This is a genomic window from Capnocytophaga sp. oral taxon 864 (assembly GCF_002998835.1).
Lineage (GTDB): Bacteria > Bacteroidota > Bacteroidia > Flavobacteriales > Flavobacteriaceae > Capnocytophaga > Capnocytophaga ochracea.
Genome location: NZ_CP027232.1, coordinates 1,195,001 through 1,211,290, shown reverse-complemented (window position 1 = coordinate 1,211,290; position 16,290 = coordinate 1,195,001). Strand labels below are relative to the sequence as shown.

Annotated in this window: 11 protein-coding genes and 1 rRNA gene (1 of these 12 running past the window's edge); 10 read left to right on the top strand and 2 right to left on the bottom strand. The window is 41.0% G+C overall.

Annotation, left to right across the window (positions count from 1 at the left end; all coding sequences use genetic code 11):
* Positions 1-2 precede the first annotated feature (2 nt).
* Positions 3-476 carry a CYTH domain-containing protein gene (locus C3V44_RS05335; protein ID WP_009417413.1) on the top strand — a complete coding sequence of 158 codons (474 nt, stop codon included), beginning with the start codon at positions 3-5 and terminating at the stop codon, positions 474-476.
* Positions 473-2,179, top strand: coding sequence for a DASS family sodium-coupled anion symporter (locus tag C3V44_RS05330; RefSeq protein WP_106095790.1), 1,707 nt, complete (start codon positions 473-475; stop codon positions 2,177-2,179). Before C3V44_RS05335 ends, C3V44_RS05330 begins: the two co-directional genes overlap by 4 nt.
* Before the next feature lie 216 nt (positions 2,180-2,395).
* Here C3V44_RS05330 and C3V44_RS05325 read toward each other — a convergent pair whose 3' ends face one another.
* Positions 2,396-3,028, bottom strand: a complete 633-nt coding sequence (locus tag C3V44_RS05325; RefSeq protein ID WP_009411332.1) for an HdeD family acid-resistance protein — start codon at positions 3,026-3,028, stop codon at positions 2,396-2,398.
* Positions 3,029-3,470: 442 nt separating this feature from the next.
* On the opposite strand from C3V44_RS05325, the gene C3V44_RS05320 reads away from it, so the two are divergent.
* The 7 genes from C3V44_RS05320 (at position 3,471) to C3V44_RS05290 (ending at position 14,721) form a co-directional block, all read left to right on the top strand.
* Positions 3,471-5,435 (top strand): putative porin, encoded by a 1,965-nt coding sequence (locus C3V44_RS05320; protein ID WP_106095789.1) that lies wholly within the window; start codon positions 3,471-3,473, stop codon positions 5,433-5,435.
* Between the two features lie 44 nt (positions 5,436-5,479).
* Positions 5,480-7,531 carry a peptide MFS transporter gene (locus C3V44_RS05315; RefSeq protein WP_106095788.1) on the top strand — a complete coding sequence of 684 codons (2,052 nt, stop codon included), beginning with the start codon at positions 5,480-5,482 and terminating at the stop codon, positions 7,529-7,531.
* A gap of 79 nt (positions 7,532-7,610) precedes the next feature.
* Complete coding sequence (locus C3V44_RS05310) at positions 7,611-8,849, top strand: type IX secretion system plug protein domain-containing protein (RefSeq protein ID WP_106095787.1); 1,239 nt, start codon at positions 7,611-7,613, stop codon at positions 8,847-8,849.
* A gap of 84 nt (positions 8,850-8,933) precedes the next feature.
* Entirely contained in the window at positions 8,934-10,214 is a 1,281-nt protein-coding gene (locus tag C3V44_RS05305; protein WP_106095786.1) for a replication-associated recombination protein A, read from the top strand.
* A gap of 520 nt (positions 10,215-10,734) precedes the next feature.
* On the top strand, positions 10,735-12,732 hold the full coding sequence (uvrB, locus tag C3V44_RS05300) for an excinuclease ABC subunit UvrB (protein WP_106095785.1): 1,998 nt from the start codon (positions 10,735-10,737) through the stop codon (positions 12,730-12,732).
* Between the two features lie 102 nt (positions 12,733-12,834).
* Positions 12,835-13,599: a leucine-rich repeat domain-containing protein gene (locus tag C3V44_RS05295; RefSeq protein ID WP_106095784.1), complete on the top strand. Its 765-nt coding sequence runs from the start codon at positions 12,835-12,837 to the stop codon at positions 13,597-13,599.
* A gap of 189 nt (positions 13,600-13,788) precedes the next feature.
* Positions 13,789-14,721, top strand: a complete 933-nt coding sequence (locus C3V44_RS05290; protein WP_106095783.1) for a peptidylprolyl isomerase — start codon at positions 13,789-13,791, stop codon at positions 14,719-14,721.
* Positions 14,722-14,747: 26 nt separating this feature from the next.
* On the opposite strand, the gene C3V44_RS05285 is transcribed toward C3V44_RS05290, so the two are convergent.
* Complete coding sequence (locus C3V44_RS05285; protein WP_015782566.1) at positions 14,748-15,350, bottom strand: CDP-alcohol phosphatidyltransferase family protein; 603 nt, start codon at positions 15,348-15,350, stop codon at positions 14,748-14,750.
* A 501-nt stretch (positions 15,351-15,851) separates the two neighbouring features.
* Here C3V44_RS05285 and C3V44_RS05280 point away from each other — a divergent pair.
* Positions 15,852-16,290: ribosomal RNA gene (locus tag C3V44_RS05280) — 16S ribosomal RNA — on the top strand; it runs 1,079 nt beyond the window's last position.

The following is a 16,290-nucleotide window of genomic DNA, read 5'->3' as shown; positions in this document are numbered from 1 at the left end:
TTATGGCACAAGAAATAGAAAGAAAATTTATGGTGAAGAGCGATGCCTATAAAGCAGCATCGTTTAAGGCAACTCGTATCACCCAAGGTTATTTGAGCTCCGTTCCCGAACGCACCGTGAGAGTGCGCATAAAAGGGGACAAAGGTTTCATTACCATAAAAGGCATCGGTAATGAAAGTGGCGCAAGCCGGTTTGAATGGGAAAAGGAAATACCCGTAGCTGAAGTGCAAGAGCTATTGAAGCTATGTGAACCAGGTATTATAGACAAGACACGTTATTTGGTAAAGAACGGCGACTATTGTTTTGAGATTGACGAGTTCTATGGAGACAATGAAGGACTTGTAATGGCAGAGATTGAATTACCCGACGAGAAAGCTACTTTTGCCCGTCCTGATTGGTTGGGAGAAGAAGTAACAGGCGACAAGCGTTATTACAATTCAATGTTAATGAAGAACCCTTATAAAAACTGGAAATGACAAACAATACCGACCACACGCCACCCTTTGACCCTTTGGATATGAATAACTATCATATCGAAAAGTTGCCAAAGGTACAAAAAACAGGGGTAGAGCGGTTCCTCCAACGCATTGGAGGACCGCTTGCTATCCTCGCCTTTGTGCTTATTTACTGGGTAGCCAATATTTCGTTTATCAACCGGATTGATACCAATGAGAAGACGACACCGCTTACTGAATCGGCGATGGCTCGGTATGCCCAAATAGAAAAGGCTAAAACCAAACAACTAACAGCTACAATGAAGGGAGAAAAAAAACTCTCGGACGAGCAAAAAGTAACCCTACAACAGGCAACACACAACGAGTTTATACACATCAACTACGCGATGCTGGCTATTTTTGTAGCTGCTATTATTTTATGGATTACCGAAGCAATCCCCAATTACCTTACTTCATTACTGGTAATACTGGGCATTGTACTTTGTGGAGTCACGACCGACAAGACGGCATATGCTCAATTAGGACACCCTGTGATGTGGCTTAATATTCTTTCGTTTATCTTAGCGAGTATGTTAGTGAAAACGCAGGTGGCGAAGCGATTTGCTTTGTGGTTTGTGTTGAAGTTTGGCAGAAATTCGGGAGGTATTATACTGAGTTTTATCATTATTAACTTAGTGCTATCGGCATTTATTTCGGCAACTACTGCCAAAGCTGCTATACTGTTGCCTATCTTTATGGTTATAGCCGCTATCTACGGAGCTACGGGAGGAGAACACCGCAATAACTTCGGTAGGAATTTGATATTGCAGAACCTCTTCCAAATCAATTTAGGAGCTAATGCCTTTTTGACAGGCTCAGGGGCAGCTCTTTTAGCGGGCTCTCTTATAGCAGGAGCTATGGGTATAGGCTCTTTTAGTTATCAGGATTGGTTTAAAGCAGCCTTTCCGATGAGCGTGTTGCTTATTCTCATCGCGTGGTTCGTAGGCTCGAAAATATATTTTCCACTGAAAAAAGAAGAGCGCGTACCACAGATTGAAGGAGGTATGGAAAGGCTTAGAGAAGAGCTTAACAAGCTCGGCAAAATGAAGTTTGAGGAGTATAAAGCGATTGCTATTTTTGTTTGTGTACTCATCTTGTGGGCTACCGATAAGCAACACGGTATCAACCAAACAGCAGTAGCTTTTATGGGTGCCGTAGTAGCCTTGCTTCCAGGCGTAGGCGTAGTGAAATGGAACGATGTAGACATTCCTTGGCACTTGCTATTGTTCTCGGCAGGCGCTTATACCTTAGGGGCAGGACTTGACGCGACAGGTTTGCCTGGCACGCTTATAGATGCACTTTTTGGTAGTTTAGGGATTACACAAACCACTCCGTTTTGGGTATTGTATATGATACTTACAGGAGGGATTTTGCTTTTCTCGCTTATATTCCAATCTAAAACAATGCTTACCCTCATATTCATTCCTATTGCCATAGGGGTAGCTCAGAAAAACGGGTATCCAATTATGAGTCTGGCTTTCCCCGTAGCAATGCTCGTGGGACACGTGTATGTACTGCCCTTTAACAGTAAACCTGCTGCCCTGCTGTACACTACCAATCAATATAGCTGGAGCGACACCTTCAAGTTTGGTATCACGATGATGTTTATCAGTTGGTTGATGATACTCTTGTGGGGCGAAACGGTATTGCGGTGGTATGGTTTTACCAATGGAGTATTCTTTTAATACCACAGTGCAATAATGACAATTACTGAAGGTAAGAGTAAAGATAACTCTTAAAAAGGGTGCTGGATATTGGGTGTAGGCACATCAATTATAAAATCATAATACCTCCAAAGAGTATTTAATTCTTTGGAGGTATTTTTTGTAAAAAAGCACTATAGTTCTGTAGTCATAGGTATAACTATAGACTCGTGCCAGTGGTATTTTGCTAATCTGCTGTTATTTTAAGGCTTCTCTCACTTCTTTTTCGAGGTCTTCTATACGGTTCTTTAAATCATCTGATAACTTTTGAACAGAACTTTTTAACTTTTTCAGATTGAACGAAAGTACTACAGAAGAAATACCTGTGAAGATAAACGCTAAACCTGTGAACACTACTAATGAGATACCTGTAAAGATAGGATTAGCAATCAAAATGAACGAAAGGATAATACCCAATACGCTTACTATGGCTAGGTTACCCCAATTTAGTACACCAGCTTCTTTTACTTCGAAAGCAAAACCGAGTAACTGAAACGAACGGAATAACAATGTGAATCCTACTACCAATGGTAATATAAACATTGATAGGGCGGGATACATAAGTAAAAAAATACCCATTATCAATGAAATGAGTCCGCTTACCAAATACCACCCCCAACCGTTGAGAGTTTTAGTATTTTGTAGGGCAAAGAAGGATTCAGTTATCCCTGATATTAAGAATGAGAGACTAAAGAGTATTGAAAGGGTAAGATAAGAAGCTTGTGGTGATATAATTACCCCTATACCACAAAGAATGAACAAAATCCCTAAAATAAGGGGAATGTACCAGTGTTTTACTGGTCTTCTGATGGATTTGAAAAAATACAACATAACTTTATCATTTATAATTTAATGACACAAAGGTAAGGATATTTTATTGATTAGCAAAAATATTTACAAATAAAAGATTAAAAATATAGTTGTTTTGTCAGTTATGTAGCTTATTAGCTAATTATAAAAGCTTAATAAGAGTAAGGCCTGTCCCAAAAGTTTTGTTCTGTGAGGGCGATTTGACAATCGCTCCTACAATATAACTAGAGGGAATTGATTATCAAGGTAATCAACTTTTTCAAAGACTGAAACTTTAGCAAAATGTAGCGACGCAAATGCGATTTTAAGACTTTTCGGACAGTCTCAGCAATTGATATAACGAGATAGACACAAATAGCAAGCTCGCACTATCGAATAAATTTGGTATGTTTGACCTGTATCTAAAATTAACAAATTGGCTAATTGACAAATTATTCCTATCTTTGCCCCCAAATAGAAACGAATGACACTGAAAAAAACTATATATTTCCTTATAGGATTACTATTCCCCTTGCTGAGTTGGGCACAAGAAGACGATAGTGTGAACAACAATCAGGAGGGCGGGGTAACCTTTAAGTCGTTGCGTCCTAAAAAGAAGAAAGACAGCATTACTTTCACTGCACGCGACTACAAAATTATTACTTATACCCGCGATACCACCTCGGTAGATACTTCGCTTACGATGCAAAAGTATTACCTGAACAACGAGTGGGGAAAGGATATGTTTGGCAAGATGTCTTTCTCGAATATGGGGCAACCGTATAATGCACTCTCTTACGACTTCCGCCGTCAGGATTACCTGCCTTCGATGGGAGCAGAAGCTAAAAAACAACTCTACCTTACTCCCGAAGAGGTAACTTATTACCATTTGCCTACGCCACTTACTGAGTTTACTTACAAAAGCGGTATGGAACAAGGTCAGTTTTTGAATACCCTTTTTTCAATCAATCTACAGCCCAACCTCAATATCTTTATCGCTTACAAAGGTTTGCGTTCCTTGGGTAAATACCAACGTATATTAGTGAGCAATGGCAATTTTAGAGCAGGCTTTTCCTACGTATCGCCTAACAAGAAATACACCGCCTTTGCACACTTTGCTTCTCACGATATCACCAGTCAGGAGAATGGAGGTATAGTAACGCCCGAGCAGTTTGAGGGAGGTGAAAAACAGTTTAAAAACCGTGCGACAATAGACGTGCAATTGCTCAATGCCGAGAATATTCGGGAGAGCAAGCGTTATTTTTTGCAACACGACTACGCTTTCTTGCGCAACCGCGATTCGCTGGCTTCGTACAAGCAGATACGCTTCCGCCATTTATTTAGCTACGAAACCGAACATTATACTTATGACGAAACCCAAAGCAACAGTTATTTTGGAGATGCCTATGTACCTCAAAATTTGCACGACAAGGCGCGCTTGAAGAAGATGATCAACCGCTTGGGAGTAGAGCTCGAATTGCCCTATCTGGGTAGAACCTTCCTCTTTGGAAATGCTTATTTCTACAATTACTACTTTCAGAACGCTTACTACGTATCGGGAGTGTTGCAACGCCGGCAAATCAAGGATACCGACCTGAGTTTAGGTGTGCAATGGCATAAGAAAGTGGGTAGATTCAGCATAGAGGCAGAGGGCGAACAGACATTTGTAGGCAAGATGACAGGAACTAGACTGAGTGGAAAACTTGCCTATGCTTTTGACGATAAGAACAGCATCACCGCAGGAGCTGAACTGCATTCGGCTATGCCTAATTTTAATTATTTGTTGTATCAAAGCGATTACAAGCAGTTTAATTGGGATAACTATACTTCGTTTAACAAACAGAATACCCAGACCCTCTATGGCGATTTGAAAACCCAATGGGGGAATGCGTCGCTGAGTCTTACCAATCTTAACAACTACACTTATTTTCAAGAAGAAACCTTAGGAAAAGTGCGTCCTGAGCAATACAGTAGCAATATACAATATTTGCAACTGAAAGTACAAAAAGAGTTTAAATTTGGTAAATGGGGCTTAGACAACACTATGCTTTACCAGCAAGTGGTACAAGACAGCAATATTTTGAATGTGCCTACTTTTGTGACTCGCAATAGTTTTTACTTTGCATCACACTTGTTCAACAAGGCAATGTACTTACAAACGGGGATAGGGTTTAATTACTTCACCAAATATTACTCCAATCAGTACAATCCGCTTTTAGGAGAATTTGCTGTACAGACGGCAGAGAAGACGGGAAACTTTCCGATGTTTGACTTTTTTCTCAATGCCAAAGTGCGTACGATGCGCATTTTCTTCTCTTTAGAACAATGGCAAGTGCCCGTGAGCAACTGGCTAAAAATAGGAAATCCTTACAACTATTATTCTGCACCACGTCAGCCGTATAGAGATTTTATTATTCGATTGGGAATTAAGTGGGACATTTTTAGTTAAGAGTTGAGAGTTGAAAAGCAAGAAAAATAACGAATAAAATCTATATGACTAAAAAGACAATTTTCGATACACAAGTATTAGGACATCCAGCGGGACTGTTCGTGCTTTTCTTTACAGAAATGTGGGAGCGTTTTTCGTTTTATGGAATGCGTGTACTGCTCATCAACTTTCTTACGATGACGCTTATAGGGTATAACCCAGGATGGGCGTGGAGTACTGAAAACGCGGGTGCACTCTTTGGTACGTATGTTATGCTTCTTTATCTCACTCCTATACTTGGAGGTATAATAGCCGATAAGATTACCGGCTACCGCTGGGCAGTAATTATTGGGGCGGTTATTATCACCTTAGGACACGTGTCGATGGCTTTTGAAACTGAAGTTTCGCTCTATTTGGGGCTTGCACTCTTGGTGATAGGAACGGGCTTTTTCAAACCTAATATGGTGTCATTTGTATCGGAAATGTACAAAGACCTACCCGAGAAGAAAGATGCTGCTTATACCATCTTCTATATGGGAGTAAATTCTGGAGCTTTCTTTGGAATGATGCTTTGCGGTTACTTGGCAGAACGCATTGGGTGGAGTTGGGGCTTCGGTTTGGCAGGAGTGTTTATGCTCTTGGGAACTATACAGTTTTGGTTTGCCAAACCTTTATTCGGTTCAATAGGATCTGAGCCACGCAAGCAAGAAAAAAAAGAGACTACAAATGATGCAAAACAAGAAGAGGAAAAACTCAATCCGTTTACTACCCTAGATAAGATATTGGTAGCGCTTTCGGCAATCATAGGTATTGGCTATGCACTAAACGACCCTCTCTCGAAAATATGGAATATCGACCTCTTTGGGTGGGCTGCTACCTCAGGGCTTAAAGGGCAATATGTGATGGTGATTGTAGGCTTAATAGCTTTTTTTTACCTGATAGGTAGTCGCATAATGCGTTATACTACGATAGTGCGCGACCGTATGCTTACCGTGGTCATCTTTGCCTTTTTTGTGGTGTTCTTTTGGTTGTCGTTTGAACAAGGAGCTTCGTCTTTAGTGATTTTTGCACGGGATAATATAGAACGTGAGTTACAGGGTAATTGGGCAGTACTTTACAATATTTTCAATGCACTACTCACCGTGATTCCACTATTACTCATTACTTACGTACTTTTCCTTTTGATAAAGAAAACCTACAAAAAGATATTTCCTGCCGTAGTAGTGTTATTGGTGTGCTTTAGTCTTGTATGGGGCATTGCTTCGTGGATGCTACAACGCGACTTCAAAACTACAGCTTATAGTGTGAGTTATCAAGCCTATGAACAAACCGATACACAGGGCAGAACTACTTATATCCCTATTACAGAAGAAAACAAAGTCGCTCGTCCTGATTTGAAAATCGTAGAACGTACTACTATCATAGGAGTAGCTGATTATCACCTAAAAGTAGGACAAGAGATAAAATTGCTGAGCAAGAACAACAAAAATAGTTCGTTTGGCTATGTAGATGCCGAAAAGGAACAGTGGACAAAACAGCGGGGAGCAGATCTCAATACTGACAACGGGCTCATAGTTGCGCAAGTGAAAGAAGAGCGCGATAACTGGGTAGAGACGACTGTATCGTGGTTTTCAATCCTGAATTCTTTCTTCATTATTGCCTTAGCGAGCTTGTTCTCATGTTGGTGGGATAGCAAGTATAATCTACCTGCTGCGATGAAATACGGCATCGGACTGCTGATGCTCTCAGTAGGATTTGGTTTACTTGCCTTAGGCTCTCACGGGGTAACTCACGGAGTAAAGGTGAGTATGTTATGGCTTGTATTTGCTTATATGTTTAACACTATGGGTGAGTTGTGCTTATCGCCTGTGGGGCTTTCGTACGTCTCGAAGCTTGTACCTGCACGAATGATAGCATTTATGTTTGGGGTATGGTACCTCGCTGTAGCTATTGGTCATAAATTAGCAGCTGTAGTGGGCGGACAGATAGAGAATATCACCCGTGAGTACAGTTTGAGTACTTTCTTTTTGATATTTACCATTGTGCCTGCCGTAGCAGGGGTACTCATTATTCTCATCAATCCGTTTGTGAAGAAACTGATGCACGGAGTGAGGTAAGTGAGTTCTATTCTTGTGGAGAATATTTATTTTACTAAATAAAAAATAGTACACCTAAGACAAATATAAATATTTAATTATGAAAAAACTTCTCTTTTTACTCCTACTTCCCTTGGCAATGCAAGCACAACCGCTAGTGGAGAAAACACCACCTGATTATATCAAAACGATTATCTTCAAAGCTAACGGCAACGATAAAAACCAATTCCCTATCGTGCGCCGTAATGAGTCGTTTAGTTTGCAGTTCGATGACCTCGGGGGTAATGAGGAGACTTATTACTACAAAATCACTCATTGCAATGCCGATTGGTCAGTCTCTTCTCTGCTGAAAAGTGAATACCTTAAAGGTATTGATAACCAACCGGTACAGCCCGAGAGTAACTCCTACGGTACTCTGCAAGGCTATTCGCATTACCGCCTTACTTTCCCTAACGAACTCACTAAAATCACTCTCAGCGGTAACTATATGCTCTCTATCACCGATAGTTATGGCACAGAGCTCTTTTCACGCCGATTTGTGCTCTATACACCCCAAGTGAATGTACTCACCGAAGTAAAACGCGCTCGCGATTTGCAGTATTTCGATACCCAACAAGTGGTACAGTTCACTATTAAGCAGAAAGATTTTAGACTTGATAATCCTAATGTAGCGGTGAAAGTAGCCATACTGCAAAACTACCGTTGGGATACGGCTATCACGGGCGTAAAACCTCAGTACGTGATGGGTAACGACCTTGTGTATCGCTACGACCGCGAAACGGCTTTCTGGGGTGGAAATGAGTATTTCTATTTCGATAGCAAGGATATACACGTACCTGCATCGGGAGTCTATCGTTTGGATAGAAGCAAATGGGTAAATAGCTACTTGTTTACCAATGTAAGCCGTGCGAGCAATGTCTATACTTATTATCCCGATATCAATGGTGATTTCTTGGTAACCACTATCAACGGAATGAACCCCAGCAACGAAGCCGATTACACCCAAGTGCATTTCACCTTAGAAGGCAAATCTACTTTTTGGGGTAAAGAAGTGTATGTATACGGCAAGTTTAGCAATTACGAACTCCGTGAGGAATACAAACTCACTTATGACGAAAAAGACGGTCTTTTCAAGGGGAAAGTACTTCTTAAACAAGGATTTTACAACTATAAGTTTGCTACCAAAGCAGGCAACGCAGTTGATTTTAACGAAATAAGTGGTAATTTTCAACAAACTGAAAACACTTACCTCGTGCTCGTGTACTACCGCGCTCCTGGTGCTCTCTACGACGAGGTGGTAGGCATCGGCTCTGCTTCTAGTACCAATATCACAAAATAGGTCGTAGTACGACAGGCAGTTTATACATTACTACACTTTGGCAAAGTTGATTTCATTAATCATTAAACATTAATCATTATATCAATGTCTTCTCCTTTAGCAGAACGTATGCGCCCCACTTCCTTAGCGCAATATGTGGGACAAGAGCACTTGGTTGGAACTCAAGGGGCTTTGCGCCAACAGATAGAACGCGGTCTTTTGCCATCGCTTATCTTTTGGGGTCCCCCAGGTACGGGTAAAACTACGCTAGCAAACATTATTGCGCACCAAAGCAACCGCGCTTTCTATACCTTGAGTGCCATTAGTTCGGGGATTAAAGAAGTGCGCGAAGTAATTGACCAAAGCAAACAAAGTGGTGGACTCTTCACTACCCAAAACCCTATTGTTTTCATAGACGAAATTCACCGATTTAACAAAACCCAGCAAGATTCCCTTTTGCAGGCTGTTGAAAAAGGTTGGATTACCCTCATTGGAGCAACTACTGAGAACCCCAGTTTCGAGGTGATTCCCGCTTTGCTTTCTCGTTGCCAAGTGTATATACTGAACGCCTTTGAGCGCAAAGATTTAGAACAACTGCTTCACAATGCCATTACCCAAGATGTTATTCTTAAAACCAAAGATATTCAACTGCAAGAAACTGAAGCTCTTTTGCGACTCTCAGGTGGCGACGGACGCAAATTGTTGAACACTTTTGAGCTCATCGTCAATGCGACTCCTGAAGGTGAACCAGTAGTGATTACGAACGACAGCGTCCTCAGATTGGTGCAGAAAAACACCGTACTCTACGACAAAACGGGTGAACAGCATTACGATATCATTTCGGCTTTTATCAAATCGATACGAGGCAGTGACCCCAATGGCGCGGTCTATTGGTTGGCACGAATGATTGAAGGCGGTGAAGATGTGAAGTTTATCGCACGTCGTATGCTCATTCTCGCTTCGGAAGATATAGGCAATGCTAACCCTACTGCAATGATTTTGGCTAACAACACCTTTCAGGCAGTAACCACCATTGGTTACCCCGAGGCGCGTATTATCCTCAGTCAGTGTGCTATATATCTCGCTTCTTCGCCTAAGAGCAACGCTTCTTATAAGGCAATTAACAAAGCCCAACAAGTTGTGAAGCAAACAGGCGACCTGAGTGTACCTATCCATTTGCGCAATGCCCCTACCAAACTGATGAAAGAGCTCGGCTATGGCAAAGACTATCAATACGCTCACGATTATGAGAGCAATTTTGCCTTTCAGGATTACCTCCCTGATGAATTACAAGGTGAAACCTTCTATGAACCCTCTGATAATCCACGTGAAAATGCCCTGCGCGACTATCTCAAAAAACTCTGGGGCGATCGATATGGGTATTGAAATTAGCAAATTAGCAAATTAGCAAATGAGGGAATTAGAAAATGAGGTAAATACCAATAATACTAGAAATACTGATAATTAACTTTGCCAAAGGTGCGAGTCGCACAGGCAAAAACTTTGGCAAAGTGTGTACCCCTAAAAGTGACATAGCTGAGCTTTCGGAAGATATCGGAGAAGTTCGGAAGAGGGGAGGGAGGATTTTTGGTGAAAAAAGGCTGTAAGGAGGGTGGGGTTAGCTTATAGAGAGCTTATAGGAAGCTTATACGAATCTTGGACGATTGGTATAGAAAGGGTTTATAAAGAGTTAATAGTGAGGGGTTAAGAGTTAAGAGAGAGAAGCAGTTTTGAGGGTAATAAATCGAAAGGAAAGCAAAGACGAGGTGAATAAATGGGGGAGAAAAGACTATAAAATTTTGAATTCAGATTTTAGTATTTAGAGTCTCTGAGCTATGTGCGTGAAATAATTTTTACTTTTCAGTTTTCTTCACTATCTTTGCACTCTTATTTATGGTTAAAACAAATGAAATTCAATATAGTTTCTGACTTTGCCCCTACGGGCGACCAACCTCAGGCTATCGACCAATTGGTAAAGGGTATAGAGCGCAACGATAAGTACCAAGTGCTATTAGGCGTTACGGGCTCTGGAAAGACTTTTACTATCGCTAATGTGGTGGAGCGCATTCAGCGTCCTACTCTTGTGTTGGCACATAATAAGACGCTGGCTGCTCAGTTGTATTCTGAATTTAAGGCTTTCTTCCCCAATAACGCGGTGGAATACTTCGTCTCTTACTACGACTACTATCAGCCGGAAGCTTATATACCTTCCACAGGGACTTATATCGAAAAAGACCTCTCTATTAATGATGAAATTGAAAAACTGCGTCTCAGTACGACCTCTGCTTTGCTGTCGGGCAGACGCGATGTATTGGTTGTGGCATCGGTGTCGTGTTTGTATGGTATCGGTAATCCTGTTGAATTTCAAAAGAACGTGATTACCCTCAAACAAGGCGATATACTCCCCCGTACCAAGCTGATGCACCGCCTTGTGCAAAGTCTTTATGCCCGCACGACCGCCGAATTTAGGCACGGCAATTTCCGCATCAAAGGCGATGTGCTTGATGTCTTCCCAGGTTATGACGATAACGCCTTCCGCATTCACTTTTTTGGCGATGAAATTGAAGAGATAGAACAGTTTGACCCTACTACTAATCACGTGTTAGACCACTACCAGAGCCTTAATATCTACCCCGCTAATATGTTCGTTACTTCTCCCGATATTCTCCAAAAAGCGATATGGAACATTCAACAAGATTTGGTGAAGCAAGTAGAGTTCTTTGAGGCTTTAGGCAAACCCTTAGAAGCCAAACGGCTGAAAGAACGCACTGAGTTCGACCTTGAGATGATACGGGAATTAGGGTACTGTTCGGGTATTGAGAACTATTCTCGCTATTTGGACGGTAGAGAACCAGGCACACGTCCGTTTTGCCTTATAGATTACTTCCCCGATGATTTTTTGATGGTGATTGACGAAAGCCACGTAACCGTCTCGCAAGTACACGCGATGTATGGTGGTGACCGCAGTAGGAAGGAGAATCTCGTGGAATACGGTTTCCGCTTGCCCGCTGCAATGGACAACCGTCCGTTGAAATTCGAGGAGTTTGAAGCGCTTCAAAACCAAGTGATTTACGTGAGTGCTACCCCAGCCGACTACGAACTCCAGCAAGCGCAAGGCGTGTACGTAGAGCAGGTGATACGCCCCACAGGATTGCTCGACCCCGAAATAGAAGTGCGTCCGAGTGCCAATCAAATAGATGATTTAGTAGAAGAAATACAAGTGCGCACCGAAAAAGACGAGCGTATATTGGTAACCACCCTCACCAAACGAATGGCAGAGGAGCTTACCAAATACCTCACTCGCATTGGTATTAGGTGTCGTTACATTCACAGTGATGTAGACACATTAGAGCGTGTGGAGATAATGCAAGACCTGCGCAAAGGACTCTTTGATGTGCTCATAGGGGTAAACCTCCTCCGTGAGGGCTTAGACCTGCCCGAAGTGTCGCTCGTAGCTATCCTCGATGCCGATAAGGAAGGCTTTTTGCGTTCCACTCGTTCGCTCACTCAAACCGTAGGAAGGGCTGCCCGCAATGTGAATGGAAAAGCAATAATGTACGCCGACAAGATTACTGAGAGTATGCAGCGCACTATCGATGATACTAATTATCGTCGTGAAAAGCAAATGAACTACAACAAGACGCACAACATCACGCCTCAGCCTTTGCACAAGAAAATAGAGAACAGCCTCAGCAAGAGCCCTATAACCGAATTTCACTACGATCCTTCATTTAAGGAGCGCACAGCTGCCGAAGCACAATCGGTATATTTATCAGCTAAGGAATTGGAAAAGAAAATCAAAGAAACCCGCAAACAGATGGAGGTAGCTGCCAAAGAGTTGGATTTTGTAAAAGCTGCACAGTACAGAGATGAGCTAAAGAAATTGCAGGAATTAGCAAATTAGCAAATGAGAAAATGAGTAGCGATATAAAACTAAAGACTAATATTTGCTATATTGTAAAATGTTTTGTATCTTTGCCACCAATAATTAAAAACTAATAATACAATGAAAAAATTTTTATTACTCCTTTCAGTTTTTGCCCTCTTTGCTTGTAAAAAGGACAAAGGTAATGATGAAGAAGTTGTTACTATTCCTGCTTCTGATTATGAATTGAGTGCCGATGGACTCACCTTAGTAAAGTGGAAAAACGAGAACACAGCAGTGCTCAATATGCAAGCTGATGCGGTGCTTAGGAATATAAAAGTCATTGGTAACGGTGCTTTTTTTGAACACAAAAAATTAGGGAGTATCACACTACCTGAGGGACTTACAGGTATTGAGGTAGCAACTTTTTATGGGACTAAACTTAGAAGTATTGTTATTCCTAAAGGGGTACAAGTGATTGGTGCAAATGCTTTTGCTAAAACTTCACTTACCTCTGTTCAGTTTTCAGAAGGACTTATTACCATTGATGATGGAGCGTTTTCTGAGTGCCAAATTCCTATTCTCAACTTTCCAGAAAGCCTGCAAGCTATTGGAAGAAACGCATTTGATTCTAACAAAGTAATTGTTACAGTTACTATTCCTAAAAACGTACGAGATATTTCAGGTGCAGTTTTTGATTCTTGTGAAAAGTTAAGTACTGCAACTTTTAAAGGGCAAACTCCTCCAAGAATATCAACTCTTTTTGGGACAACGTTTAATTATGTAAATCAAACTTATGAGCCTACAGTAATAGGTCGTATTTATGTACCTAAAGGAAGAGCAGAGGTGTATAAAAAAGCAGAAGGTTTCAAACCATATATCAATATTATTTCAGAAGAAGAATAAAATCTTTTCTATAACAATCTCATAAAGTAGGGACAAATCTTTTGTCTCTACTTTTTTGTTTTCTATTGACTATTAGAGAAGAATTCATTGGCTAACTATTAGAAAGAATCAGGAACGCAATGTAATAGTGATTTGGTGATTTAGGAATTTTGGTGTAATTTTGCACCCTAATACATTAAAAGATAAAAAATGCAAAATGGTATTTATGCAAAGATAACTACCACGAAGGGAGTTATTTTACTTCGTCTTACTTATGAAAAAACGCCTGCTACGGTAGGGAATTTTGTAGCTCTTGCAGAAGGGAAAATGAAGAACTCGCAAAAACCACTTGGTACGCCTTATTACGATGGACTTACTTTTCACCGAGTGATTCCTAACTTTATGATACAAGGAGGCTGTCCGTTAGGAACCGGCACAGGAGACCCAGGTTATCGTTTTGACGATGAATTTCACCCAGAGCTCAAACACAATAAACCGGGAGTCATTTCGATGGCGAATGCAGGACCAGGTACGAATGGGAGTCAGTTTTTCATCACGCACGTAGCCACCCCTTGGTTAGACAACAAGCACACGGTGTTGGGTGAAGTTGTGGAAGGACAAGAAGTAGTAGATGCGATTGCACAAGGTGATAAGATTGAAAAAGTAGAAATAGTGAGAGTAGGAGAGGAGGCAGAAAAATGGGACGCCTTAAAAGCCTTCAATGATTTTAATGAAGCCAAAGCAGCTCGTTTGGCTGAAGAGAAACGCAAAGCTGAAGAAGCCTTTACCAAAGAAGTAGTGGGCTTTGAGAAAACGAATAGTGGTTTATATTACCAAATTACCCACAAGGGTAAAGGTAAAAAAGCAGAAGCAGGGCAAAAAGTAGCCGTGCACTATACAGGTATGTTGCTTGACAAGACCGTGTTTGATAGTTCTTATCGCAGGAAAGAACCACTACAGTTTACTGTAGGTGTTGGACAAGTGATCGCAGGTTGGGATGAAGGAATATTACTTCTTCACGAAGGAGATAAAGCCCGATTGGTAATCCCATCAGAACTCGCCTATGGCAGTCGTGGTGCGGGAGGCGTAATACCACCTAATGCACCTCTTATTTTTGATGTAGAATTAGTATTAGTAGGGTAACCTTATTTTTTATTAAAGAAGAGTATTTAGCTATTAAGCCATTTACTCTTCTTAAAGTTTTTGCCTCTTCTTATCAAGTAGGCGTGATAGGCACTAGGGATATCATTTTGCCATTTGGGCAACAAAAGCAAGATGAGAATTACATCTAATTGTGAGAAGAGCCCCCAATAAATAGCTAATTGCAAGGGAAATCCCCCGTGACCAAAGCCTATGAGGGAGATAAATGCTGTAAGTAAGCACAAACCCCACAACTTGGAGAGAAAAGCGTGAGTACAGGTTTCTTTCCCAAACTTCAGAAAACTAATAGTATAACATAACCCTTCCATTATAAAAATAGCGATTACTTCATACCGATACGTCTTTATGAGTTCAGGGTTGAGATGATAACACGCTATTCCTATAGAGAGCCAGAATACTAAATCTGTTTGGCTATCCATTCGTCGCATTTTTACTGTACTAATACCCATTTGCCTTGCGATAATCCCATCGAAAATATCGGAGAGTAAGCCAAGGATGATGAAAACTATAATCCATAGCCTTGCTATTGATTCTTCAGTGTAATAAGAAAAGATCAGTATGGTAGGGGCTAATAAAAAACGGAAGGCTATTAGTAAGTAAGGTGTCTTCATTTTAATAAGTTCTTATGAGAACAAAAATACAATATTTTTCTAATATGCAAAAAAATATATGTCTTTTAGTAAATTAGCAGATTATGTATTATATCACACTTGAGTACTAAAATTATTATGATAGGATAGATTGGAAACTACTTATATAGGTTAGAGATAAAAATGTGAGTGTATGTTTAACTGTTGGTAGTTACTTGTAAGAGAAGAAAAGCGTGTTAGAAAACACTAAGAAGCCCAAAAATGATTATAATATTAGTATTAATAATCAACCACTTACCAAAACACATAAAACTTTTTTGAAAAAAAAGTGTATAAAAATTTTGGAGGTTAGGAAAAAGGTTATACCTTTGCACCCGCAAAAGAGGAGAGTAGTGCCTCTGGAGTGGAAAGAAACAACACGTACCTTGACATAATGTTGTACAGCACAAAGAAGATTTAAAGGATTGAGTGAAACCTGAAGTCAATAACTTGAAGATCGGTTAGAAGATATAAAAGAATTTAACGATGAAGAGTTTGATCCTGGCTCAGGATGAACGCTAGCGGCAGGCCTAACACATGCAAGTCGAGGGGGAGGTTACTTTCGGGTAACTGAGACCGGCGTACGGGTGCGTAACGCGTATACAATCTGCCTTTCACTGGGGGATAGCCCGAAGAAATTTGGATTAATACCCCATAGTATAGTAATACGGCATCGTGATACTATTAAAGCTTAGGTGGTGAAAGATGAGTATGCGTTCTATTAGTTAGTTGGAGAGGTAACGGCTCCCCAAGGCGATGATAGATAGGGGTTCTGAGAGGGATGTCCCCCACACTGGTACTGAGATACGGACCAGACTCCTACGGGAGGCAGCAGTGAGGAATATTGGACAATGGTCGGAAGACTGATCCAGCCATGCCGCGTGCAGGATGAAGGTCTTATGGATTGTAAACTGCTTTTGTA